Source organism: Pseudomonas sp. NBRC 111139 (assembly GCF_001753955.1).
Taxonomy (GTDB): Bacteria; Pseudomonadota; Gammaproteobacteria; order Pseudomonadales; family Pseudomonadaceae; genus Aquipseudomonas; species Aquipseudomonas alloputida.
Genome location: NZ_BCBP01000044.1, coordinates 58,650 through 80,773, shown reverse-complemented (window position 1 = coordinate 80,773; position 22,124 = coordinate 58,650). Strand labels below are relative to the sequence as shown.

General features: G+C 62.3%; 22 protein-coding genes and 1 riboswitch. Of the genes, 11 read left to right on the top strand and 11 right to left on the bottom strand.

Annotated elements, in window-relative coordinates:
* Positions 1 to 398: 398 nt before the first annotated feature.
* A complete protein-coding gene (gene ahpF / locus BJQ17_RS17960) occupies positions 399 to 1,961 on the bottom strand; it encodes an alkyl hydroperoxide reductase subunit F (protein WP_070096394.1) in 1,563 nt (520 codons plus the stop codon).
* Between the two features lie 124 nt (positions 1,962 to 2,085).
* The gene (gene ahpC, locus BJQ17_RS17955) at positions 2,086 to 2,649 is read right to left on the bottom strand and encodes an alkyl hydroperoxide reductase subunit C (RefSeq protein WP_003250537.1); all 564 of its coding nucleotides are present in this window, start codon (positions 2,647 to 2,649) and stop codon (positions 2,086 to 2,088) included.
* Between the two features lie 321 nt (positions 2,650 to 2,970).
* Between ahpC and BJQ17_RS17950 the strand changes: the two genes are divergently transcribed.
* On the top strand, positions 2,971 to 4,083 hold the full coding sequence (locus BJQ17_RS17950) for a TerC family protein (RefSeq protein WP_256559813.1): 1,113 nt from the start codon (positions 2,971 to 2,973) through the stop codon (positions 4,081 to 4,083).
* Here BJQ17_RS17950 and BJQ17_RS17945 read toward each other — a convergent pair.
* The 3 genes from BJQ17_RS17945 to BJQ17_RS17935 all read right to left on the bottom strand — a co-directional run bounded on the left by BJQ17_RS17945 (position 4,042) and on the right by BJQ17_RS17935 (position 7,214).
* Entirely contained in the window at positions 4,042 to 4,431 is a 390-nt protein-coding gene (locus BJQ17_RS17945; protein WP_054888684.1) for a hypothetical protein, read from the bottom strand. The genes BJQ17_RS17950 and BJQ17_RS17945 overlap by 42 nt on opposite strands.
* The gene (locus BJQ17_RS17940; RefSeq protein ID WP_070096396.1) at positions 4,424 to 5,821 is read right to left on the bottom strand and encodes a PAAR domain-containing protein; all 1,398 of its coding nucleotides are present in this window, start codon (positions 5,819 to 5,821) and stop codon (positions 4,424 to 4,426) included. The genes BJQ17_RS17945 and BJQ17_RS17940 overlap by 8 nt, the downstream gene beginning before the upstream one ends.
* A 163-nt stretch (positions 5,822 to 5,984) precedes the next feature.
* The gene (locus BJQ17_RS17935; protein ID WP_070096393.1) at positions 5,985 to 7,214 is read right to left on the bottom strand and encodes an acyl-CoA dehydrogenase; all 1,230 of its coding nucleotides are present in this window, start codon (positions 7,212 to 7,214) and stop codon (positions 5,985 to 5,987) included.
* Between the two features lie 140 nt (positions 7,215 to 7,354).
* Between BJQ17_RS17935 and BJQ17_RS17930 the strand changes: the two genes are divergently transcribed.
* Positions 7,355 to 8,278, top strand: coding sequence for a LysR family transcriptional regulator (locus BJQ17_RS17930; protein WP_004573723.1), 924 nt, complete (start codon positions 7,355 to 7,357; stop codon positions 8,276 to 8,278).
* A 193-nt stretch (positions 8,279 to 8,471) separates the two neighbouring features.
* Positions 8,472 to 9,626 carry a cysteine desulfurase family protein gene (locus BJQ17_RS17925; protein WP_004573724.1) on the top strand — a complete coding sequence of 385 codons (1,155 nt, stop codon included), beginning with the start codon at positions 8,472 to 8,474 and terminating at the stop codon, positions 9,624 to 9,626.
* A 57-nt stretch (positions 9,627 to 9,683) separates the two neighbouring features.
* On the opposite strand, the gene BJQ17_RS17920 is transcribed toward BJQ17_RS17925, so the two are convergent.
* From BJQ17_RS17920 to BJQ17_RS17910, 3 genes are all read right to left on the bottom strand, one after another.
* Complete coding sequence (locus tag BJQ17_RS17920; protein ID WP_004573725.1) at positions 9,684 to 10,121, bottom strand: RES family NAD+ phosphorylase; 438 nt, start codon at positions 10,119 to 10,121, stop codon at positions 9,684 to 9,686.
* Positions 10,118 to 10,567 carry an antitoxin Xre/MbcA/ParS toxin-binding domain-containing protein gene (locus BJQ17_RS17915; RefSeq protein WP_003250525.1) on the bottom strand — a complete coding sequence of 150 codons (450 nt, stop codon included), beginning with the start codon at positions 10,565 to 10,567 and terminating at the stop codon, positions 10,118 to 10,120. The genes BJQ17_RS17920 and BJQ17_RS17915 overlap by 4 nt, the downstream gene beginning before the upstream one ends.
* 142 nt (positions 10,568 to 10,709) lie before the next feature.
* Positions 10,710 to 11,363 (bottom strand): oxygen-insensitive NAD(P)H-dependent nitroreductase NfsB, encoded by a 654-nt coding sequence (locus BJQ17_RS17910; RefSeq protein WP_004573726.1) that lies wholly within the window; start codon positions 11,361 to 11,363, stop codon positions 10,710 to 10,712.
* 103 nt (positions 11,364 to 11,466) lie between these two features.
* On the opposite strand from BJQ17_RS17910, the gene BJQ17_RS17905 reads away from it, so the two are divergent.
* Genes BJQ17_RS17905 through BJQ17_RS17895 form a run of 3 tightly spaced genes read left to right on the top strand, consistent with a single transcriptional unit; the run spans position 11,467 to position 13,905 of the window.
* On the top strand, positions 11,467 to 12,390 hold the full coding sequence (locus tag BJQ17_RS17905; RefSeq protein ID WP_004573727.1) for a LysR family transcriptional regulator: 924 nt from the start codon (positions 11,467 to 11,469) through the stop codon (positions 12,388 to 12,390).
* Between the two features lie 48 nt (positions 12,391 to 12,438).
* Positions 12,439 to 13,269: an AraC family transcriptional regulator gene (locus BJQ17_RS17900; protein ID WP_003250518.1), complete on the top strand. Its 831-nt coding sequence runs from the start codon at positions 12,439 to 12,441 to the stop codon at positions 13,267 to 13,269.
* Between the two features lie 51 nt (positions 13,270 to 13,320).
* Positions 13,321 to 13,905, top strand: coding sequence for a LysE family translocator (locus BJQ17_RS17895; protein WP_004573728.1), 585 nt, complete (start codon positions 13,321 to 13,323; stop codon positions 13,903 to 13,905).
* Between the two features lie 39 nt (positions 13,906 to 13,944).
* Here BJQ17_RS17895 and BJQ17_RS17890 read toward each other — a convergent pair whose 3' ends face one another.
* Positions 13,945 to 15,144 carry a sugar transporter gene (locus BJQ17_RS17890; RefSeq protein WP_070096392.1) on the bottom strand — a complete coding sequence of 400 codons (1,200 nt, stop codon included), beginning with the start codon at positions 15,142 to 15,144 and terminating at the stop codon, positions 13,945 to 13,947.
* Positions 15,145 to 15,349: 205 nt separating this feature from the next.
* On the opposite strand from BJQ17_RS17890, the gene BJQ17_RS17885 reads away from it, so the two are divergent.
* Positions 15,350 to 16,666, top strand: a complete 1,317-nt coding sequence (locus BJQ17_RS17885; protein ID WP_003250512.1) for a hypothetical protein — start codon at positions 15,350 to 15,352, stop codon at positions 16,664 to 16,666.
* A 110-nt stretch (positions 16,667 to 16,776) separates the two neighbouring features.
* Here the strand turns inward: BJQ17_RS17885 and calA are convergent, their stop codons facing one another.
* The gene (gene calA / locus BJQ17_RS17880; protein WP_003250510.1) at positions 16,777 to 17,829 is read right to left on the bottom strand and encodes a vanillin reductase; all 1,053 of its coding nucleotides are present in this window, start codon (positions 17,827 to 17,829) and stop codon (positions 16,777 to 16,779) included.
* Between the two features lie 181 nt (positions 17,830 to 18,010).
* Here calA and BJQ17_RS17875 point away from each other — a divergent pair, with 181 nt between their 5' ends.
* Positions 18,011 to 18,916 (top strand): AraC family transcriptional regulator, encoded by a 906-nt coding sequence (locus tag BJQ17_RS17875; protein ID WP_003250509.1) that lies wholly within the window; start codon positions 18,011 to 18,013, stop codon positions 18,914 to 18,916.
* A 63-nt stretch (positions 18,917 to 18,979) separates the two neighbouring features.
* On the opposite strand, the gene thpR is transcribed toward BJQ17_RS17875, so the two are convergent.
* Entirely contained in the window at positions 18,980 to 19,525 is a 546-nt protein-coding gene (gene thpR / locus BJQ17_RS17870) for an RNA 2',3'-cyclic phosphodiesterase (protein ID WP_003250508.1), read from the bottom strand.
* A gap of 158 nt (positions 19,526 to 19,683) precedes the next feature.
* Here thpR and lpxO point away from each other — a divergent pair, with 158 nt between their 5' ends.
* The 3 genes from lpxO (at position 19,684) to BJQ17_RS17855 (ending at position 21,694) form a co-directional block, all read left to right on the top strand.
* Positions 19,684 to 20,583, top strand: a complete 900-nt coding sequence (gene lpxO / locus BJQ17_RS17865) for a lipid A hydroxylase LpxO (protein WP_003250504.1) — start codon at positions 19,684 to 19,686, stop codon at positions 20,581 to 20,583.
* A 118-nt stretch (positions 20,584 to 20,701) separates the two neighbouring features.
* Positions 20,702 to 21,046: a carboxymuconolactone decarboxylase family protein gene (locus BJQ17_RS17860; protein WP_014591592.1), complete on the top strand. Its 345-nt coding sequence runs from the start codon at positions 20,702 to 20,704 to the stop codon at positions 21,044 to 21,046.
* A gap of 78 nt (positions 21,047 to 21,124) precedes the next feature.
* Positions 21,125 to 21,694 (top strand): GNAT family N-acetyltransferase, encoded by a 570-nt coding sequence (locus tag BJQ17_RS17855; RefSeq protein ID WP_003250500.1) that lies wholly within the window; start codon positions 21,125 to 21,127, stop codon positions 21,692 to 21,694.
* A 156-nt stretch (positions 21,695 to 21,850) separates the two neighbouring features.
* Positions 21,851 to 22,059: riboswitch (cobalamin riboswitch) on the top strand.
* The last annotated feature ends 65 nt before the right edge of the window (positions 22,060 to 22,124 follow it).

Genomic DNA, 22,124 nt, shown 5'->3' with positions numbered 1-22,124 from the left:
AATCCGATGTAGGAGCGGGTTTACCCGCGAATACGGTAGCGGCAGCAACGGTGAACGGCGGGTGGTGATTGGCCAGCAGGCCCGGCCACCGACATGTGTCCACCACCGATCCGATGTAGGAGCGGGTTTACCCGCGAATACGGTAGCGGCAGCAACGGTGAAAGGCGGGTGGAGATTGGCCAGCAGGCCCGGCCACCGACAGGTGTCCACCACCGATCCGATGTAGGAGCGGGTTTACCCGCGAATACGGTAGCGGCAGCAACGGTGAACGGCGGGTGGTGATTGGCCAGCAGGCCCGGCCTCTTCGCGGGTAAACCCGCTCCTACGGGGATCTTCACAGTTTCAACAACTGCGCAGTCCTGTGAGAGCGGCTTCAACCGCGAAAGGGCCGTACAGGCTTACGCCGGTGCCGAAGTCCGAATCAGGTGGTCAAAGGCCGCGAGCGACGCCTTGGCCCCCTCACCCACCGCAATGACGATCTGCTTGTACGGCACGGTAGTCACGTCACCTGCTGCAAACACACCCGGGATGCTGGTCTGGCCCTTGGCGTCGACAATGATTTCGCCACGCGGCGACAGCTCGACGGTGCCCTTCAGCCAGTCAGTGTTGGGCAACAGGCCAATCTGCACGAAGATGCCTTCCAGTGCCACTTCGTGCTGTTCATCCGTGGTGCGGTCCTTGTAGCGCAGACCGGTGACCTTCTCGCCATTGCCCAGCACCTCGGTGGTCAGCGCGCTGGTGATCACGTTGACGTTCGGCAGGCTACGCAGCTTGCGTTGCAACACCGCATCGGCACGCAACTGGCTGTCGAACTCGATCAGCGTCACCTGGGCGACGATACCGGCCAGGTCGATGGCCGCTTCCACACCCGAGTTGCCGCCGCCAATCACCGCCACGCGTTTGCCCTTGAACAGCGGGCCGTCACAGTGCGGGCAGTAGGCCACGCCGCGGCCACGGTACTCTTGCTCACCCGGCACGTTCATTTCGCGCCAGCGGGCGCCGGTGGCCAGGATCACGGTCTTGGCCTTCAGCGAAGCGCCCCCCGCCAGGCGCACTTCGTGCAGACCGCCCTCGGCGGCCGGAATCAGCGCTTCACCGCGCTGCAGGTTCATGATGTCGACGTCGTACTGTTTGACGTGCTCTTCCAGCGCCGTGGCCAGCTTCGGCCCTTCGGTTTCCTGCACCGAGATGAAGTTCTCGATGGCCAGAGTGTCCAGCACCTGGCCGCCGAAGCGCTCGGCTGCAACACCGGTGCGGATGCCCTTGCGGGCAGCGTAGATGGCAGCCGCGGCGCCAGCGGGGCCACCGCCGACAACCAGCACGTCAAAGGCTTCCTTGGCGTTGATCTTCTCGGCCTGGCGGGCGCCAGCGTTGGAGTCGATCTTGCCAATGATTTCTTCCAGGCCCATACGGCCCTGACCAAACACTTCACCGTTGAGGTAGATACTCGGAACCGCCATGATCTTGCGCGATTCCACTTCGTCCTGGAACAGCGCACCGTCGATGGCAACATGGCGCACATTGGGGTTGAGTACCGCCATCAGGTTCAGTGCCTGGACGACGTCCGGGCAGTTCTGGCACGACAGCGAGAAGTAGGTTTCGAAGTTGAATTCACCTTCCAGAGCCTGGATCTGCTCGATCACTTCGGCACTGGCCTTTGACGGGTGGCCACCCACTTGCAGCAGTGCCAGCACCAGCGATGTGAACTCGTGGCCCATGGGGATGCCGGCGAAGCGCAGGCTGATATCGGCACCCGGGCGGTTCAGCGAGAACGAAGGGCGACGGGCATCGGTACCGTCCGCGCTGAAGGTAATGAGGTTCGACAGGCTGGCAATCTCTACCAGCAGGTCGTGCAATTCGCGGGACTTCGCGCCGTCGTCGAGGGAAGCAACGATCTCGATCGGCTGGGTGACCCGCTCCAGGTAGGTTTTCAGTTGCGATTTAAGCGTGGCGTCCAACATACGGGCGATTCCTTTTTCAAAACTCGGATACAAAAACGCCCAGGCGAGGTCGCCCGGGCGCTTGACGGGGCGGTAGGTACTTCAGCTTTGGCGGCTGCTTACCGCCCGCGTTATGGGCATGACCTTAGATCTTGCCTACGAGGTCCAGCGACGGCGCCAGAGTGGCTTCGCCTTCTTTCCACTTGGCCGGGCACACTTCGCCTGGGTGAGCGGCAACGTACTGAGCAGCCTTGACCTTACGCAGCAGTTCAGCAGCATCACGGCCTACACCACCGTCGTTCAGCTCGACAATCTTGATCTGGCCTTCCGGGTTGATCACGAAGGTACCGCGGTCGGCCAGGCCGGCTTCTTCGATCAGCACGTCGAAGTTGCGCGAAATGACGTGAGTCGGGTCACCGATCAGCGGGTATTCGATCTTGCCGATGGTGTCCGAAGTGTCGTGCCAGGCTTTGTGAGTGAAGTGGGTGTCGGTGGAAACACCGTAGATTTCCACGCCCAGTTTCTGGAACTCGGCGTAGTTGTCAGCAAGGTCACCCAGCTCGGTCGGGCAAACGAAGGTGAAGTCGGCCGGGTAGAAGAACACGACAGACCACTTGCCTTTCAGATCGGCTTCGCTGACCTGAACGAACTCGCCTTTGTGGTAGGCGGTGGCGTTGAAAGGTTTGACCTGGCTGTTGATGATTGGCATGAGAGACACTCCTTCATGGGGTTGGAATCAGTTGATGGATAGAATCCTAACTAATCATCCCGCTGAAGGCTCATTGGCAAAGCTCATGCTTTCGATTGGTTTTGGCTATAACCGAGGTTACTTAATAGAAGGGAACGGGCTGAGCAAAGGATTGCGGTCCTGAGCGCTGCACTGGCAAAGAAATGTAACAGCTCCCCATTCGGCATCACGGGCAAACGGGTCTAGGCTCAAGCCCATGTGATACCGGGCCCCTCTGACGGCTGCCAAGCCGCCATGTCGGATCACTGTTGCCTTGCAACGTCGACATTCAAGGAGGGGCTCATGACAGCTCTGCAAGCATTCCTCACAACACCTGTCCTCGGTACCAGCGCCTGGTTGTGGCTGGTGTTCATGGCCATCGTCATCGGTTTGTTGGTGCTCGACCTGGGCGTGCTGCACCGCCACGACCGGGAAATTGAAATGCGCGAGAGCCTGCTGCTGTATTCAGGCTATTTCAGTGTCGGTGTGCTGTTTGGCGCGGGGGTCTGGTACCAGTTGGGTGCGCAGTCGGCACTGGAGTTCTACACCGGTTTCCTGGTCGAACAGTCGCTGTCGATGGACAACGTGTTCGTCATGGCGATGATCTTCAGCTACTTCGCCATCCCCCGCCGCTACCAGCACCGCGTGCTGTTCTGGGGCATCCTGGGCGTGGTGTTCCTGCGGGCCATCATGATCGGCGTGGGCGCGGCGCTGGTACAGAACTTTGCCTGGGTGCTTTACATCTTCGGTGCCTTCCTGCTGTTTACCGGGGTGAAAATGGCGCTGTCGAAGGAAGACAGCCGCCCGGACCTGGCCAACAACCCGATCCTCAAGTTCGTGCGGCGGCACATGCGGGTTACCGACCAGATCCATGGCTCGCACTTCTTTGTACGCCACACCCCGGCCGGGCACAGCAAGGCGCTGCGTTATGCCACCCCGCTGTTTCTGGCACTGGTACTGATCGAACTGGCCGACCTGGTGTTTGCCGTCGACAGCGTGCCGGCGATCTTCGCCATCACCCAGGACCCGTTCATCGTCTACACCTCCAACATCTTCGCCATCCTCGGCTTACGCTCGCTGTATTTCGCGCTGGCGGCGCTGATGCACCGGTTCGTCTACCTCAAGTACGCACTGGCGCTGGTGTTGATCTTCATTGGCTGCAAGATTTTCTACCACGGCATGGTGGGCAAGGTGCCGGCGCTCCTGTCGTTGGGCGTGACATTCGGGTTGTTGCTGGGTGGGGTGGTGATTTCGTTGATCAAGACGCGGGGGCAGACGTTGAATAAAGACGACAAGACGATAGAAAAAGCAGCTAACGATAAGAAAACAACGGGAGAAAAAGGAATGACCCACAGTTACGGGTCTGAGTTGCAATCATTGCTTGATGATGAAGTAACCAACCGCTCCCCAAAGTGAGGCAATCAAGATCAACCAAAGGGCTGCTCCCATATCTCGCCTCAACTTTGGGGGAAAATTGTCAAGCTCCGCTTCGTTCAACCATCCGAGGCGTAAATGTAACCTTGGGAATGTGACCAAAGCGCTTACTGTACTCATCAGTAGGCATCGATGCCTTAGGTTTCGCCCGCCCCATACAGGTTTCATCTGCTCAAGATAGGGGTTGCTCGTTATCGCTGAAAGGGCGACATCAAAATCACTCGACAAAGCAATTTTCACATTGATAGCGATCCCCGCAAGGCCTAGGACGAAAGGCGCAATCAGGAATCCTATTTGCAACAATGGGGACCAATTGTCAAAGTCAATCATCAGTCACCTCATGAAGGAGTTCACCGGTTTGCTCTCCGAGGGCGCCAATACCAATAGCGCCTGCAGAAGAGGCGGCGCCAACGATCGCAATCCCGCACACTGCACCAAACCCACCGGTACCCACCGCAAAAATACCGCATAACGCAGCTGCTGCAGCACCTCCACCAGAGGCGCCTACCAACCCTCCCGTTAGCCCCCCTACAAAATTTCCCGCTTCAGTAAACCGAACCTTTCGACAAGCACGAGTCTCCCCGGCCCGACAGACTTCATTTACTTTCAGATAAGACGAGGTCCCGCCCAGCCCAATCGCTGCATACCCTCCGTATTGCAGGTACTTACTTAACCGCGCCACCTTCTCAAGATGTGTCGCATACCCCGGAATCTGCCCCGGTCCGCCCGCTTTCGACCAATGGTGCACCAGGCTCTTGGTAGAGATATTCAAGCTCTTCTTCAGCCGCTCATAGCTCCCCAGATTCAGTTGCTTATTAAGCAACGCCGCTTTCAACTGGCCATCCAGTTGCTGCAACAACCGCCTGCGCTCGGCGAAGAAACCCGGACTATTCAAATGGCCATGGTGCATGAACTCACGCTGGTGCAATTGCTCGATGCTGGTCAAGGTATTGCTTACTTGTTTCAAGCCTTGATCCAGCATGTCCTTGCCCACGCCCATGGACAGACTGGCGTTGCTGAGCAAGCCGGCGATTTCGGCCTGGTGCTGCATCATGAAATCCGCTTCGACGTGGTCGAGTGCCTCCAGCGCACGCCGCGCATGCTGCGCAGCCGCCATAAGCTCTCCCTCTTCGCGCGTGCAGGCATTTCCATTGTCAGGATCACCGATAACGAAGATTTCCCCAGCTTTGAACCCTTGCGCATACGTGGGGTTGAGCCGCTGTAACCGTGAGATCGGCAACGTGGAATCGTGACCGGCCAGTTGAAGCAGTATCTGGGGAAACGACATGCGTCGTGGAACCACGTAGAAGCCAGGCTCCAGCGAACCAGGCAGTGCACCTATTACCGGTTGGGAGAAGCGCTCGGGGTTGAAGGTGGGTGACAGCTCGGCAGCGTGGGTATTGGCACGCCCTGCAATGGAGTGCATGGACGGCGGAGCCTCATACAAGGGCGCGACTACCCGGTTGGTGCCCGGCGAACAGCCACAGACAACCAACGCACCATCCATAGCCACCCGCTGGCCATCTGAAATAAAGTGATCCACACCTTCGGCGACAGTTCCCGCCTGCCCACAAAGAGGGCATGGCGTGGTGTGGTCGCCTTCACGGAGCACCATTCGGCCTTCGTCCAGATAGCCGGCCCCCGTCGCAATACAGACAGCACCCGTTGTGGTGACATCGCCGTCTACCGCCTGACCTTTCCCCTCTAGATTGACGCGCAGATATGAACTCCCTGTACTTGATTCAGGTTGGAAACCTATCACCAGCAAGGGAGATTCAAGTGGCCTCAGCCAAAATTCAGATACGTCCTACAAGTTGCAGGACTTTGCGCAATCACTGCAGGCGCGGGTTTAATCGCGAATGGGCCGGCGCAGGCTGACGCGTTCACCGCCCGCTACGTAACATCTCCACCGGCACATACTTGCCAATCTCGTATTTGCCAATCGCCGCCCTGTGCACTTCATCCGGCCCGTCAGCCAGGCGCAGGGTGCGCTGCATGGCATACATGTAGGCCAGCGGGAAATCGCCACTTACCCCTGCCCCACCATGTATCTGGATAGCCCGGTCAATCACGTTCAAGGCCACGTTCGGCGCCACCACCTTGATCTGGGCGATCTCGCTACGGGCCACCTTGTTGCCGACGGTGTCCATCATGTAGGCCGCTTTGAGCGTCAGCAGCCGGGCCATGTCGATTTCCATGCGCGAGTCGGCGATCTTGTCGACGTTGCCGCCCAGGCGTGCCAGTGGCCGACCAAAAGCAGTACGCTCCACCGAGCGCTTGCACATCAACTCGAGTGCGCGCTCGGCCATGCCGATCGAGCGCATGCAGTGGTGAATACGGCCAGGGCCCAGGCGGCCCTGGGCAATTTCGAAGCCGCGGCCTTCGCCAAGGATCACGTTTTCGTACGGCACCCGCACATTTTCGAAAAGGACTTCGGCATGACCATGGGGCGCATCGTCATAACCGAACACCGGCAGCGGGCGAACGATCTTCACGCCTGGCGTGTCGGTCGGCACCAGCACCATGGAATGCTGCTGGTGGCGTGGCCCTTCAGGGTCGGACAGGCCCATGAAGATCATGACCTTGCAGCGCGGGTCGCAGGCGCCGGAAGTCCACCACTTGCGGCCGTTGATCACCCACTCGTCACCGTCCCGTATGGCGGTAGCAGCCATGTTGGTGGCGTCCGAGGAGGCCACGTCCGGTTCGGTCATGGCAAACGCCGAGCGGATCTCACCACGCAGCAGCGGCTCCAGCCACTGGCGTTTCTGCGCCTCGCTGCCATAGCGCACCAGCACTTCCATGTTGCCGGTGTCCGGCGCGGAGCAGTTGAACGGCTCCGGTCCGAGCAACGAGCGGCCCATGATCTCAGCCAGCGGGGCGTACTCCAGGTTGCTCAGGCCGGCGCCGTATTCCGACTCTGGCAGGAACAGGTTCCACAACCCTTCGGCGCGGGCCTTGGCCTTGAGCGCCTCCATGATTGCAGTGGGCTGCCAGCGGTCACCCTCGGCGACCTGGCGCTCGAACACGGCTTCGGCGGGGTAGACATGAGCGTCCATGAACGCAGTGACACGCTCGCGCAGTGCCTGGACCTTGGGCGAATAGGCGAAATCCATCTGGGCTACCTTCACAGTTCGGAGTACTTGGGCCAGAGCCTAGAGCAGCATTGCTCCATCCACCTAGTCTATTTTCCGCGTGTATAAACATTCATAACCGATATATGATCGGCCGATAATTCCAACAAAGAGCGGCGCCCATGAACCTTAGCAAGGTCGACCTCAACCTGTTCATCGTGTTCGATGCGATCTACACCGAAGCCAACCTGACCCGCGCCGGGCAGATTGTCGGCATTACCCAGCCGGCAGTGTCCAATGCCCTGTCGCGCCTGCGCGAAACCTTCAATGACCCGCTGTTCGTGCGTACCGCGCAAGGCATGGTGCCCACCCCCATGGCGCAGAACATCATCGGCCCTGTGCGCAACGCGCTGGCGCTGCTGCGGACCTCGGTGCAGGAAAGCCGCATTTTCAACCCGCAGCAGGCCAACAAGACCTTCCGCATCAGCATGACCGACCTGACCGAGGCGGTCATCTTGCCGCCGCTGTTCCAGCGCCTGCGCCGTCTGGCGCCGGCAGTCGTGATTGAAAGCTTCCTGTGCAAGCGCCGCGAGACCACCAAGGAACTCGCGGCCGGCCGCCTGGACTTTGCCATCGACGCGCCACTGAACACCGACCCGCAGGTGCGCCACATCAAACTGATGCAAGACCGCTATGTCTGCGCCCTGCGCCAAGGTCACCCGCTGGCCGACAGCAAGCTGACCCTCGACAGCTACCTGGGCATGACCCACATCCATATCTCCAGCCGCCGCAACGGCCTGGGTTACGTCGACCTGGCGCTGGGCAAGATGGGTGTTCAACGCAAGGTCGCCCTGCGTTCGCAACACTACCTGATGGCGTCGCAGGTGTTGCAGCAGACCGACATGGCGATGACGGTCCCCGAGCGCTTCGCCCGTCGCCATCAGTTGCGTTATCAGGCGCTGCCGGTGGAGGTCCCTGCGCTGGAAACGCACCTGTACTGGCATGAAAGCACCGACCAGGACCCGGCCAACCGCTGGATGCGCGAGCAGATCACGGAATTGTGCGAGCGCGTGGTTGCAGAGGAAGAGAAGGCTCTGGAGCCCTGACGGTGCCGGCGAGGGACCCTTCATGGCCCTCACCAGGCAAAGTAGAAAATCCCATGAAAGATCTTCGATAGAGAATTTTTTTCTAAAATAATCGCGAATCGACCTGAGGGAAACGAAAAAAATACCGCTGCTGGCAGGTACGCTTACGTCAATGATCGCCGATTTCACGGCCACTGACACGGACCCGCCCTCAATGCCTAGCGCCCCACTCTACTTCGATTACGCCGCCACTACCCCAGTCGACGACCGGGTTATCGAAACCATGCTCGCCTGCCTGGGCAACCAGGCCAACTTCGGCAACCCGGCGTCCAGCGGCCACGCCTTCGGCCAGGCTGCACGTCACGCCGTGGACCAAGCGCGCCAGCAAGTCGCCGAGTGCGTCGGCGCGCACGCCGAGCATCTGGTATGGACGTCGGGTGCGACCGAGTCCAACAACCTGGCACTCAAGGGTATTGCCCAAGGCATCGGCCAGCCCGGGCACCTGATCACCAGCCAGCTGGAACACAAGGCCGTGCTCGACACCGTGGCCGAACTGGAGCGCCAGGGCTGGGCCGTTACACGCCTGGCAGCGGATGCCGACGGCCTGATCCAGCCCGCGAGCGTGCAGGCAGCATTGCGCGCTGACACCCGCCTGGTGTCGCTGATGGCGGTCAACAACGAACTGGGCACGGTCACCGATTTTGCCGCGATCGGCGAGCAGGTGCGTGCCCACGGTGCCCTTCTGCACGTGGATGCCGCGCAGGCCGTGGGCAAGCTGGCGATCGACCTGCATACGATGGCCGTGGACCTGATGTCTTTTTCGGCGCACAAGGTCTACGGGCCAAAAGGCATCGGCGCGCTGTATGTCGGGCCGCGCGCCCGCGTGCTGATGCGTGCGCAGATGCACGGCGGCGGCCATGAGCAGGGCCTGCGTTCCGGCACCCTGGCGACCCATCAGATAGCGGGCATGGGCAGCGCCTTTGCCTTGGCCGGCCAACCTGGCGACAGCGAGCACCAGCGCCTTGAGCAACTGGCAAGACGCCTGCGCACAGGCCTGCTGGCCATGCCCGGCGTTACCCTGAACGGCTGCGCCAAGCAACGCATTCCCCATACCTTGAACCTGTGCATCGACAGCAAAGGCTTCAACAGTGCGGCGCTGGCCGGCGAGCTGGCCTTGTCGACCACCTCGGCCTGCAACTCGGCGAGCAACGCTGCCTCGCATGTGCTGCTGGCACTGGGGCTGGATGAGCGTCAGGCTCGCAACAGTGTGCGTTTGAGCATCGGCCGTTTCAGCACCGAGGCTGACGTGGACAAGGCGCTCGAAGTGTTTGGCCGGGTGCTGGCGTCAGCATCGGCAGCACTGTGGTGACCACCTCGGCTGTTTTCGCCTTGCCTGACCTGCGTCTCAAGACTTTTCGTACAGAGGCTAGAACAGGCGGCTGTCCGGGGTGAAATCCTCAACCTGGATTTTCGCGCTCTGCGCCTGCGGGTGCCGTGGGTTGAACAGGTAATTGGTGGTGCTGGGCATGATCGCGCTTGGCACCGGCAGCAGCAATGCCGAACCGTCATCCAGAAAGCGATTGCCCAGCGTACGGGTCAACTCAGGGTGAGCAGACCAGCCGGGCTGCAAAGCGGGCAACTGTGCCTGGGAAACCGTGTCGGGCAGTTCGATGCGAAGCAAGCGCATGGTGGTCGGGAAATCCTCGGGGTCGATCTCCAGGTGCACCAACACTTCCAGCATCGCCCCGGGAGGGCTGGTGGCGGCATACACCACCGGCCGCCCCGCCTGGTGCCAGCGGCCACTTACACGCAAGCCCCCCGTACCACTCAAGTCTGTATAGGCGCTGATTCGCCACAAAATCACAGGCCATAGCCCTCGGCAATCTGCAGCAGCATTTCTTCGACCTGCGTGGTGCCTTGCTGGGTGGTGAGCATCTGCATCGGCGTCAGCCCCGAGAAACGCTCCTTGGGCTTGGAAAGCCAGCGTTTGGCCTTGCCCGCTTCACCGAACACAGCCTCGGCCATGGCGGTGATGTGGGCCGAGCGGAACAGCCGATCGCTCTCATCCACGGTCAGCGGTTGGTCGCGCTCGATACGGGATTTGAGGGTGCGCAGCGGGATGATCTGGTCGCGCTCCACCGGCGTGAGCACACCGCGTTCGGTCAGCTTTACCAACCAGGTGGCGGCAAAACCATCGGTGATGCGGGTGTGAATCTCGAAGTCACTGGCAAGCTCGGGAATGTCCAGCAGCGCCTGCAAGCGCGCCCGGTACTCGTGGTAACCGTTGTCGCGAAGCACTTCGGCAAGCATGGCAGGCTCCTTTTCGGCATTTGCCGATAAGTATGCGGTATATGCCGGGTCATTGCCAGTTTGCCTGATCGGGCGGTCGACGTCAGGGCTTTGCCAGATTAACTGCCAGCGTTGCCAGGGCCGCACAGCGGCCCCGGAAACCTCACAGGAAGGTGAACACTTGCGATGCCGGCAACCGCGACTTGCTCAGCCCGGCATTGAAGTCCGCCTCACTGCGGTAACCCAGGCTCAGGATCACCACACTGGTAAAGCCACGCTCACGCAAACCCAGTTCGGCATCGAGGACCTTGCTGTCGAAGCCCTCGATCGGCGTGGCATCCAGCCCATGCGCCGCTGCACCCAGCAAGGCAGTTCCCAACGCCAGGTAGGTCTGCTTTTCCATCCAGTGCTGCACATCCTTCTGGTCGAAGCGGTGCAGGTTGACGTAGTGCCGGCGGCTCTGGTTTTGCCCGGCGCGCGCTTGCTCATCACGGAAACGGCCATCGGCAGCCTCTTGATCGAGCACGGCGTTCAGGTGTTCTTCAGTCATTTCGGTACGGGTGCAGAACACGATCACATGCGAGGCATCGAGAAGCTTCTGCGTGTTGTAGGCATAACCCTCAGCAGTGCTCTTGGCCAGGCGGGCCTTGCCTTCGGCCGTGTCGGCGACGATGAAATGCCAGGGCTGGGAATTGACCGACGACGGGCTGTGACGCAGTTGTTCGAGCAGGGCGTCGACGGTGGCCTGGGGAATGCGGCGTGAGGCATCGTAAGCTTTGGTGGTGTAACGGCGCTTGGCCAGCGATACGGTATCCATGCGACAACTCCGGGATGAACAGTGGATTTGCCGGGCATCTTATCTTTCCAGCAAAAAAGAAAAAGCGGCACAATGTAACAACACTTTCATCCCTGGAATGAAAATGCTGCGCATCACCGACCTCGAACTGTTTGCCCGCAGCAGCGTGCTGGGTAGCTTCACTGCCGCCGCCCATGAAGCCGGCCTGCTGCCGGGCCAGGTGGCTGCCGCGATCAAACGTCTGGAACGCGACCTGGATGTACGCCTGTTCGCCCGCACCACCCGCAGCCTGCGCCTGACCGCCGAGGGCGAGCGCTACCTGCCAACCGCGCTGAATGTGCTGGAAAGCCTGCGCCAGGGCCATGAAGATCTGCATGGCAACCCCAATAGCCTGCGCGGCACCCTGCAGGTGTCGGCGCCTTCCGACATGGGCCGCAACATGTTGTTGCCCTGGCTCAGCGCCTTCCGCCACGACCACCCGGCATTGCAACTGCGCTTCTTCCTGTCCGACCAGATGGCCGACCTCAACCGCGACCCTGTGGATGTGGCCATCCGCTATGGCCTCAACCAGGATGCCAACTACATCGCCCTGCCACTGGCCGAATGGAACCGCCGCGTGCTGGTGGCCTCGCCCGACTACCTGGCCCGTCACGGCCGCCCGCTTACCCCCGACGCACTGCAGCAGCATGCCTGCCTGCTGTACATGCAGCACAGCCGGGTGTACGACAAGTGGCAGCTGGGTAATCGCACCGTGCAGGTGCGTGGGCCGCTGGTCAGTGACGATGCCGACGTCATCCGCCGCCTGGCCATCCAGGGGGAAGGTATCGTCTACAAGTCGTGGCTGGATGTCAGCGCCAACATCGCGGCCGGTGAACTGGAAATGGTCCTGCCCGAATTGCTCGGCGAGCCTACCCCGCTGACCTTGGTCTGCCCTCATCGCAAACAACTCACACCGGCCGTGAAGCAATTGCACCTGTGGCTACGCGAACGCTTCGAGGCCCTGCGCGCCCGGGCACTGACCAACGGCTGCACAATCGTTCCAGACTGAGCCGGGGGCGTTGCGCTAAGGTAGCCATTTACCCCACGGTACACGTCCATGAGCAACTGGATCGACTTCAAACAAGACGCCGACACCGGCATCGAGTCGGTCCGCGCGCATTTTGTCGGCCATGCCTATGATCCCCACTGGCACGACAGCTTCCTGGTCGGCGTGACCGAACAGGGCGTGCAGCAGTTCAACTGCCGCCGGGTGCGCCACCGCAGCACGCCGGGGCAGGTATTTTTACTTGAGCCTGGCGACATCCACGATGGCCTGGCGCCCACCGAAGAAGGCTTCACCTATTCGACGCTGTACCTGGAGCCCGCCTGGCTCGACCAACAGCTGCGCGCGCTGTACGAGCACGCGCCGGGCGACAGCCTGCCCAGCTTCGCCGACACCCTGTGCCACGACGAACGCCTGGCACGGGCCACCGCCCTGGCCTTCAGGGCCGTACATGACCAGGACTTGCGCATCGTCAGGCAAACGGCCATGGACGATCTGCTGGCCTGCCTGACCCGCCACCTGCACTGGCGCCGCCGCATCAACCCCGACCCGCGCCTGCCGCTGACCGCACAGCGCGCCCGGGACTTCCTGCATGCCAATCTGGAGCGCGACATCGGCCTGGAGGACCTGGCCCAGGCCTGCGGCATTGACCGCTTTCGCCTGACGCGTGCGTTCAAGGCGGCGTTCGGCATTGCACCCCATGCCTACCTGATCCAGCTGCGCCTGGCCCGCGCGCGGCGCCTGCTTGCCCAAGGCCAGACACCGGCCGAAGTGGCCGTGGCGTTGGGCTTTGCCGACCAGAGCCACCTGGGGCGCTGGTTCCGCCGCGCCTACCAGTTGACCCCGGCCGACTACCGCAGGCGCTGCTCAAACCTTCCAGACTGAGTGCCGGCGGGCAGCGAGCATGGTGCTTCGATGTTACGGAGCCCATGAACCATGTCTGAGTCGTTGTTGCCCTTCATTCTGTTTGCCCTGGTGTCCAGTATCAGCCCGGGGCCGACCAACCTGTTGATCCTGGCCCATGGCGCCCGCCGGGGCCTGCGCGCAAGCCTGGCGCCGATCGTGGCGGCGTGTGGCGCGGCTGCAGCCATTGTGCTGCTCGTCGGGCTGGGGCTGGGCGAACTGCTGCTGCGCCACCCCCTGGCGCAACAGCTGATGAGCTGGGCCGGGGTGCTGTGGCTGAGTAGCCTGGCCTGGAAGATGCTGCGCAGTGCCGCCGCCCCGCTCCACACGACCACGGCGCCAGGCTTCAGTGCGCTCAGCGCGGCTTCGTTGCAGGTGGTGAACCCCAAGGTGTGGTTGATGGCCGTGGCGGTGGTCGGGGTATTTGCCGCGCCGTCGTTGCCAGTGTGGCAGCTGGCGCTGGTGTTCTTGCTGATCGCTCTGCCGAGCATGGCCGCGTGGGCGGTGTTGGGGGTGGGGAGCGCCCGGTGGCTGCAGGCACCGGGGCGGTTGCGGGTGTTCAACCAGGTACTGGCGGGGGTTTTGTTGATATCGGCATGGGCTGCCGTATTGGCCTGAGTCTCTACTTGACCGGCAAGGGGCCTGAGCGGCCCCGGCTCAGCGTGCCAACGCCTCGCGAAAGCGCCGGGTACTGGCAACGGCCAGTACCAGCCCGACCACTGCCACGCTGCCGCCCACCAGGCCGATATCCGCCACATTCATCTGGCTGCTGACGATACTGCCCAGCAGCGCACCCCCGCCAATACCGATGTTGTAGATACCCGAGAACAGCGCCATGGCCACATCGGTGGCGTCGGACGCCAGCTTCAGGGTCTTGGACTGCAGCGCCAGGCTGAAGCTGAGAATGGCCACGCCCCAGAACATGCTCAGCACTGCGAACACATAGAAGTTGCCCGACAGCGGCAATATCAGCAACAGGCACGCGGCGAGTACCCCGATCGAACCCACCAGGAAGCCATGCGGGAAGCGGTCGCTGTAACGGCTGAACAACAACGAACCAAAAACCCCGGCACCGCCGAACAACAGCAGCAACAGTGTGGTGCGGTCGCCGCCGATCTGCGCTACGTGCAGGGCGAACGGCTCGATATAGCTGTAGGCCGTGAACTGCGCGGTAATGACCAGCGTCACCAACAAGTAGGTAATGACCAGTGCCGGGCGCTTGAACAGGACCGGCAGGCTGCGCAACGAACCGGAGTTCTGGCTGGGCAGCAGCGGCAGCGATTTCATCAGGCACAGCATGGTGGCTAGCGCTACCCCGCCAATGCTCAGGAACGTGATGCGCCAGCCCAGTGCCTCGCCCACCACACGGCCCAGCGGGATGCCCAGGACCATGGCCAGGGTAGTGCCGGTGGCCAGCAGGCCCAGCGCCTTGGCCTGCTGGCCCGGCGGCGCCACACGCACCGCCAGCGAGGCGGTGATGGACCAGAACACCGCATGCGCCAGGGCAATGCCGATACGGCTGACCAGCAGCATGGCGAAGCTCTGCGAAAGCCACGACAGCAAGTGGCTGACAATGAACACCAGAAACACGAACAGCAGCAGACGCCGCCGTTCGATGTTGCGGGTCAGCAACATCATGGGCAACGAGGCCAGCGCCACGATCCAGGCATAGATGGTCAGCATCAGGCCGACCTGGGCAGTGCTCATGTCGAAGCTGCGGCCAATGTCACTGAGCAGCGCCACCGGGACGAACTCGGTGGTGTTGAAAATGAAGGCCGCCAAGGCCAGGGCGATGACGCTCAGCCAGCTGCCGCTGCCCGTTGTGGGTGGCAGGTGTGTGGGTATGGGTCCGTTCATGGGTGGAAACCGCTTCTCCGCAGACAAAGCAACAGGTCGCACGCCAGCCACCCGCTTGCAGGGGTGCCAACGTACGTTTTGTTATGGATAGGAATGCCCGGCATGGTACGCGTCAAGCTGGGGCCTCACAACCGCAGGGCAGGCAGAAGGAGTACCATGCGCGCTTTGTGTGAAACGCGCGTGCAACAAGGAGCCCGATCCGCTCATGGACAAGCAGCACCCCCAGCAGCAGTGGCAGCAGGCAGTCATCGCCTATGCCCAGGCCGTCAACGACTACGTCGCGCAGGGCCGTGCGCACGGCTGGGACAACCTCGAAGAGCCGCAGGCACCCGCCACCGAACACCTGCTCGACGCCTGGCTGGCAGCCCTGCAGGCAGCCAACCGCCCTGGCATGGACGAACCGCAGCGTCAGGCATTTCGCGAGGCCTGGCCACCCGCACACCACCCCTTGATACCTATGCTCGAAGACCACGGCCAAGGCATCAGCCATGTCCTGCTGCTGGAAGATGGCAGCCTGCTGGCCCGCATCGGCATGCCTTACGACAAGGGCCAGGTGGTGCGTATCGATCACCATGGGGTAACCCCGGTCATCGGCATCGAACACTTTGGCCGTTGCCCGGCGCGGCGCTATTTCGCCCTGGCCAATGCCGAGGGCGTGCGTGTGACCGATGGCTGGGGCGGCCCGCAAGTGCAGCGCCTGGCCTGGCCTACCGGGCTGGAGGGGTTGCCGCCAGGCTACCCGTTCGAGCCGTTCGACCTGCCGCCCACACCGACCGCGCTGATCCCCTTCCCCGATGGCCAGCGAGTGCTGCTGGTGAGTGCCGAAGGTATCTTCGTGCTGGCCACTCAAGGTGCGACTCGCCTGCTGCCACAGCAGACACGCGTGCTCGATGAGTTGGCCGAGGGCACCGACCCGGACGACATCAGCCTGGGGTTGAGCATGGAGCATGGTGCGGTGTCGGCGGATGGCCGGCTGATCGTCGTGGGTGAGCAAGGCAGCCGACACCTTGTTCTGGACGAACGACTCAAGCCGCTGGCGCACATCGGCCCGGGCAGCGAATACCCGCACTTTGCCTTGTTCAACCGCGCGGGTGACCAGTTGATCGTCAATGCCTGCCATTTCTACAGCGGTGCCACGCTGGCCGTGAGGGTGGCAGACCTGCACGGGCTGAATACCGATTACTACAGCCAGGACCCGCGTACCCCGCTGGTGCAGGATGGCGCAAGGGTGTATGCGGGGGTTGCGCGCGATGGCGAGTACATTGTGGGTGATGCCTATGGCTACCTGCGGGCGTTTGGCGAAGAGGGTACGGAGCATTGGCAGCATTACCTGGGATCGACCATCAGTGCGATGGATATCAGCGCCGACGGACAGACGCTGGTAGCGGCGAGCCATGCGGGGGTTATTTCGGTGATTGCGCTGGATAGCGGGCGGCCCGAGTGGCAGATCGGTACCGGGGCGCACGGCGAGGTGCGGCGATGGTTGTTCTGGAAGGGCTGGGACAAGCCGATGGCCTGGTAAAACGGCTGCATCGGTGCTGCCTGTACGGGCCCCACCGCGCGCAAGCCCTACATCACCCCTGTGTAGGAGCGGGCTTGCCCGCGAAGAGGCCCGTACAGGCAGCCGATCCATCAGCCCTGTAACGTGGCCATGTCGATCACGAACCGGTACTTCACATCCCCGGCAATCATCCGCTCATAGGCCTGGTTGATGTTGCGGATATCCAGCATCTCGATATCGCAACGGATGCCGTGCTCGGCGCAGAAGTTCAGTACTTCCTGAGTCTCGGCAATCCCCCCGATCAACGACCCCGCCAGCACCCGGCGCTTCATCACCAGGTTGGCCGCATGCAATGCCGGGTCGATCGGTTCGATCAGGCCAACCAGGATGTGCACACCGTCGAACTTCAGCGTTTCCAGGTACGGGTTGAGGTCGTGCTGCACCGGAATGGTGTCGAGCAGGAAATCGAAACGGCCAGCAGCGGCGCGCATCTGCTCGGCATCGGTGGAGACGATCACATGGTCGGCCCCTTGGCGGCGCGCTTCCTCGGCCTTGGCCTGAGAGCGCGTGAACAGGGTCACTTCCGCACCCAGGGCCTTGGCCAGTTTGATGCCCATGTGGCCCAGGCCGCCCATGCCGAGGATGCCGATCTTGTGGCCCGGGCCAACGCCGTGGTGCTTGAGCGGCGAATAGGTAGTGATGCCGGCACACAGGATAGGTGCAGCGCTGGGCAGGTCCATGCCGGCCGGTATGCGCACCACGAAGTGCTCGCTGACCACGATGCTGCTGGAATACCCCCCCATGGTGTTGCTGCCATCGACCCGGTCCGGGGTGGCGTAGGTCATGGTCGGGCCTTCGAGGCAATACTGTTCCAGGTCCTTGGCGCAGGCTTCACAGGTACGGCACGAGTCGACCATGCAGCCGACGCCCACCAGGTCACCGACCTTGTGCGTGGTGACTTTGTCGCCCACCGCCGTGACCCGGCCGATGATCTCGTGGCCCGGCATCAGCGGGTACACGGCAATGCCCCATTCGTTGCGCGCCTGGTGGATGTCGGAGTGGCACACGCCGCAGTACAGGATGTCGATGGCGACGTCATCCGGGCGCGGGCTGCGGCGTTGGAACGTCATGGGGGCCAGGGGGCTGGTGGGGGTTTGAGCGGCATAACCGATGGCGGTATACATGCAGGGCCTCGCAGTGAAGTGAAACGATTCAGGCGACGCATTTTGCGCGTCGTTCGCCGCCTCGCCCACGGCTGATTCTCCGGCATGCATGCCTGATTCTACGAAGATGCCAAGCTATAGCTGGCGCCACGCCCTCAATCTGCGATGATCAAGCTGTCTGATTCTCTGCCCTTGGTCCACCATGCAACTGACCCGTCACGTCGATGCCAATGCGCCGCTCTGCTCACTGATCCGCAGCCTCACCACGCGCCCGGGCTTCGTGCCCACCCTCCTGCCCCAGGTGCAGGTGCTGAGCTGGGACCACTATGTGGCCAGCAGCCCACAGATCTACGAACCCAGCCTCATGATCCTGGCCCAGGGCAGCAAGCTGGCACGCCTGGGGCCGCGCACCCTGGAGTACGGCGCCGGGCATTACCTGGTGCAGGCGTTGTCGGTGCCGTTCATGTGCGAAACCTTCGCCACCCCTGACGCGCCATTGCTGGGCGTGGCGGTGGGCATCGACCGTGGCGTGCTGGGCGAGTTGGTGCAGAGCATGGGCTTGGCACCGGACGCTGAAGTGCAGGCGCAAACACCGCAATCGATGACCTCCGCAGCACTGGATGCGCCAATGCGCGAAAGTGTGGAACGGCTGCTGCACTGCCTGCAGGACCCGCTTGACGCCAAGGTACTGGGCCCGGCGCGCGTACGCGAGGTGCTGTATACCGCGCTGCGCGGCCCGCAGGCCGGTGTGTTGCGGGCACTGGTGGAGCAACAGGGGCACTTCGCCCGCATCGGTGCCGCCCTCGCCCACCTGCGCGAGCACTACGCCGAGCCGCTGAGCGTGGAGGCACTGGCCGCGCGGGCCAACATGAGCGTTTCGACCTTCCATGAACACTTCAAGCGCTGCACCGACATGGCACCGATGCAGTACCTCAAGCGCTTGCGGCTACTCAAGGCGCAGCAGATGCTGATCGGCGAAGGCCTGGGCGTGGCACAGGCTGCGCACCGGGTGGGCTATCAGAGTACCTCGCAGTTCAGCCGCGAGTACAAGCGCCAGTTCGAGCGCAGCCCAGGGGATGAATTGCCTTACCAAAGCATGCCGGTGTAATCACCCGATCTGAACAGCCCCTGCAGGTACGCATCCGGGACAAGGCGTTTTTCGCCCGGCGGGTCAGCCCGCCAGCGGCCACTGCGCCAATGGCCAGTAAGCCCCCTTGCGCGACTCGTAAAGCGTGAAGTGTCGCGCGGTGAGGTAAAACTCCGGCGCGCTACTGGCCTCGGGCGGCTGCCCGCGGTAATCCCTGGACAGGGTCAAGTGTGGCCGATACTCACGGTTGGCCGCCTCCACCCCCAACGGCAGCAGTGCCTGCTGCAAGCCGTACACCAGTTGCAACAGGGCTGGCGGTGTCTGCTGTGGCTCCAGCACCAGCGCGCCGGCCCGCTGCCACACCTGCAAGCGGTCAAGCAGAAGCCGCGGTGCCATGGCCGGCAATGCCAGTTGATCGACTGCCGCACAGATCGCAGGCACCTGGGCGGTATCTACATCGCCGAGGAACAGCAGCGTGACATGGAAGTTGGCCGCCGGCACCGGTTTGCCGCTGCGCAGGTTCAGCCCGCGTCGCCACTGGGCCAGGTCACGGCGCTGCGCGTCGCTGACCGGCAAGGCGAAGAACAGCCGCTTGAACGGGCTACCGCTGGGGCGTATATCCTGAACCATACAAACTCCCTGACATGAAACGTTTGCGCAAGACTGTAGGGTATTACACCAATGTCGCCCCGCAGTTTGGTAACAATAAGTACAAACTGCCCCCATGATTGTTTATGCTGGCGGGCTCATGCCTCGGCGCATGGCCATTTTTCGACAAGTAAACGTCCATGAAAATTGCACTCGTACTTATCTTCGTCTTCTCGATCGCCTATGTTCACCTGCGCGGTCGGGTTCGCCACAAGCTGACTCGCCAGCTGGGCGACCACTCCAGCTTCCTGGCCCCGATCAACAGCTTCCTGTACCTGTTCTCCAAACACCCGGCCAAGCCCTACCTGCCGGTCGAGGCCTTTCCAGAACTGAAACCGCTGCAGGACCACTGGCAGGAGATCCGTGAGGAAGGCCGCCAGTTGCTGCACGTAGGCGAAATCAAGAAATCCGACAATTACGATGACGTCGGTTTCAACTCGTTCTTCAAGACCGGCTGGAAACGTTTTTACCTGAAGTGGTATGGCGAAAGCCACCCGTCGGCAATGGCCCTTTGCCCACGCACGACCGAGCTGCTGCAAGGCATCGGCACGGTCAAGGCCGCCATGTTCGCTACCCTGCCTCCGGGAGCCAAGCTGGTGCGCCACCGTGACCCGTATGCCGGCTCGTACCGCTACCATCTGGGCCTGGATACCCCGAATGACGACGGCTGCTACATCGACGTGGACGGCGAGAAATACGCATGGCGCGATGGTGAGGGGGTGATCTTTGACGAAACCTACATCCACTATGCAGCCAACACCACCGAGCACAACCGCATCATCCTGTTCTGCGACGTCGAACGCCCGCTCAAGTACCGCTGGGCAACCGCGTTCAACCGCTGGTTCAGCCGTAACGTGATGGCCGCTGCCGCTGCGCCCAACGATGCCAGCGACAAGACCGGTGGCATCAACCGCCTGTTCACCCGCATCTACAAGATCCGCGAACGTGGCAAGGCGCTGAAGAAGCGCAATCGCCTGCGCTACTACCTGGAAAAATGGGCAGTGGTCGCGGCGTTGGTGCTGGTGTTCATCTACATCTGAAGGCTCAACGCAGGCCACTGTACGAGTGACCTGCGTTTACCCACCAAAGTACCGCCTCGCACGTGCCACGCTTCGACTAGCCTGAAAGCTCCACTCGCAACCTCCCAAGGTGAAGACGATGAGCATGATGGACTGGGACGCCTACCGTAAGCAGTTGATGGCCGGCATCGGCGATCTCAAGCAACTCTCCCCCGACACCGTAGCCGGCTACATGACCGCCAGCGGTGCAGGCGCCAAAACCAACCACCTGGATGCCAAGACCCGCGAGCTGATCTCCTTGGCCGTGGCTGTGACCACCCGCTGCGACGGCTGTATCGCCGTGCATTCGCAGCAGGCCGTCAAAGCGGGTGCCAGCCGCGAGGAAATTGCCGAGGCCCTCGGCGTGGCCGTGGCCATGAACGCCGGTGCCGCGCTGGTGTACTCGGCCCGCGCAATGGACGCGGTGGGCAAGGCCAACGGTTGAGCACAAACGGCGTCGCCGCCCTTGCGCGACGGCGCCGAGCCACCCAGACTGGGCGGCTCACCCCGCGCAGGAACCCGCATGATCCACATTCGCCCCATGACGCCGGAAGATTTTGATCGTTTCTGGCCCACCTTCCAGGCCATTGTCCAAGCCCGTGAAACCTACGCTTTCGACCCGGCGCTGAGCTTCGAACAGGCGCGCCAGCTGTGGCTGGAGCTGCCCTTGCACACGCTGTTGGCCGAAGAAGATGGCGAGCTACTGGGGTCGTATTACCTCAAGCCCAATGCTGCCGGGCCTGGTGCGCATGTAGGCAATTGCGGCTACATGGTCTGCGAACAGGCGCGCGGCCGGGGCGTGGCGCGCTTGATGTGCGAGCACTCGCAAAAGCTGGCGCGCCAGGAAGGCTTTCTGGCATTGCAGTTCAACTCGGTGGTAGCCACTAACGCAGTGGCCGTGGCGCTATGGCACAAGCTGGGCTTTGAAACAGTCGGCCGTTTGCCCAAGGCCTACCGTCATGCCCGCCTGGGGCTGGTGGACTGCCTGGTGATGTACAAGTGGCTGGCGGATGAGCCGGTGGTGGAGAAGCCGCCGCTGCTGATCGGGCGCAAGAACATCGAGGCACGGGTATCGCGCCGCCGCGGGCGCTAGCGATTTCAGGCAAGCCTGCCTTCACACCAAGCTCGTCAAGCTGGGGCCTGATGTTCATGCCACATTTGGTCTCGGCGCCGCAAAAACGCACAACCTGTTGTTTTTTCTCAGCATTCACAGCACGCCAACATTTGACGCCCCAGCATTTCAGTGGTCAGATGCGCGCCAGTTTCAGGTGCCCTGCGCCGCCGCGCGCAGGGTGAAACGGGAAACCGGTGCGTCGTGTTGCCCACGACAAGTCCGGTGCTGCCCCCGCAACGGTAAGCGAGCGAACCCTTCGAAATACCACTGTGCTCAAGCATGGGAAGGTGAAGGTTTCATGCCCCTCGCAAGCCCGGAGACCGGCCTGGAGCTTCACTTGGCAACCCGCGGTGGGCGGGCGCAGGCCGGAATCCGTGCGCGCGCCTGCCTGCATGGTTCGCCTTTGCGT

What these genes read in the sequence shown, in the direction of transcription:
- ahpF (WP_070096394.1), bottom strand. Translation starts at nt 1,961, where the DNA reads ATGTTGGACGCCACGCTTAAATCGCAACTGAAAACCTACCTGGAGCGG.
- ahpC (WP_003250537.1), bottom strand. Translation starts at nt 2,649, where the DNA reads ATGCCAATCATCAACAGCCAGGTCAAACCTTTCAACGCCACCGCCTAC.
- BJQ17_RS17950 (WP_256559813.1), top strand. Translation starts at nt 2,971, where the DNA reads ATGACAGCTCTGCAAGCATTCCTCACAACACCTGTCCTCGGTACCAGC.
- BJQ17_RS17945 (WP_054888684.1), bottom strand. Translation starts at nt 4,431, where the DNA reads ATGATTGACTTTGACAATTGGTCCCCATTGTTGCAAATAGGATTCCTG.
- BJQ17_RS17935 (WP_070096393.1), bottom strand. Translation starts at nt 7,214, where the DNA reads ATGGATTTCGCCTATTCGCCCAAGGTCCAGGCACTGCGCGAGCGTGTC.
- BJQ17_RS17930 (WP_004573723.1), top strand. Translation starts at nt 7,355, where the DNA reads ATGAACCTTAGCAAGGTCGACCTCAACCTGTTCATCGTGTTCGATGCG.
- BJQ17_RS17925 (WP_004573724.1), top strand. Translation starts at nt 8,472, where the DNA reads ATGCCTAGCGCCCCACTCTACTTCGATTACGCCGCCACTACCCCAGTC.
- BJQ17_RS17915 (WP_003250525.1), bottom strand. Translation starts at nt 10,567, where the DNA reads ATGCTTGCCGAAGTGCTTCGCGACAACGGTTACCACGAGTACCGGGCG.
- BJQ17_RS17910 (WP_004573726.1), bottom strand. Translation starts at nt 11,363, where the DNA reads ATGGATACCGTATCGCTGGCCAAGCGCCGTTACACCACCAAAGCTTAC.
- BJQ17_RS17905 (WP_004573727.1), top strand. Translation starts at nt 11,467, where the DNA reads ATGCTGCGCATCACCGACCTCGAACTGTTTGCCCGCAGCAGCGTGCTG.
- BJQ17_RS17900 (WP_003250518.1), top strand. Translation starts at nt 12,439, where the DNA reads ATGAGCAACTGGATCGACTTCAAACAAGACGCCGACACCGGCATCGAG.
- BJQ17_RS17895 (WP_004573728.1), top strand. Translation starts at nt 13,321, where the DNA reads ATGTCTGAGTCGTTGTTGCCCTTCATTCTGTTTGCCCTGGTGTCCAGT.
- BJQ17_RS17890 (WP_070096392.1), bottom strand. Translation starts at nt 15,144, where the DNA reads ATGAACGGACCCATACCCACACACCTGCCACCCACAACGGGCAGCGGC.
- BJQ17_RS17885 (WP_003250512.1), top strand. Translation starts at nt 15,350, where the DNA reads ATGGACAAGCAGCACCCCCAGCAGCAGTGGCAGCAGGCAGTCATCGCC.
- calA (WP_003250510.1), bottom strand. Translation starts at nt 17,829, where the DNA reads ATGTATACCGCCATCGGTTATGCCGCTCAAACCCCCACCAGCCCCCTG.
- BJQ17_RS17875 (WP_003250509.1), top strand. Translation starts at nt 18,011, where the DNA reads ATGCAACTGACCCGTCACGTCGATGCCAATGCGCCGCTCTGCTCACTG.
- thpR (WP_003250508.1), bottom strand. Translation starts at nt 19,525, where the DNA reads ATGGTTCAGGATATACGCCCCAGCGGTAGCCCGTTCAAGCGGCTGTTC.
- lpxO (WP_003250504.1), top strand. Translation starts at nt 19,684, where the DNA reads ATGAAAATTGCACTCGTACTTATCTTCGTCTTCTCGATCGCCTATGTT.
- BJQ17_RS17860 (WP_014591592.1), top strand. Translation starts at nt 20,702, where the DNA reads ATGAGCATGATGGACTGGGACGCCTACCGTAAGCAGTTGATGGCCGGC.
- BJQ17_RS17855 (WP_003250500.1), top strand. Translation starts at nt 21,125, where the DNA reads ATGATCCACATTCGCCCCATGACGCCGGAAGATTTTGATCGTTTCTGG.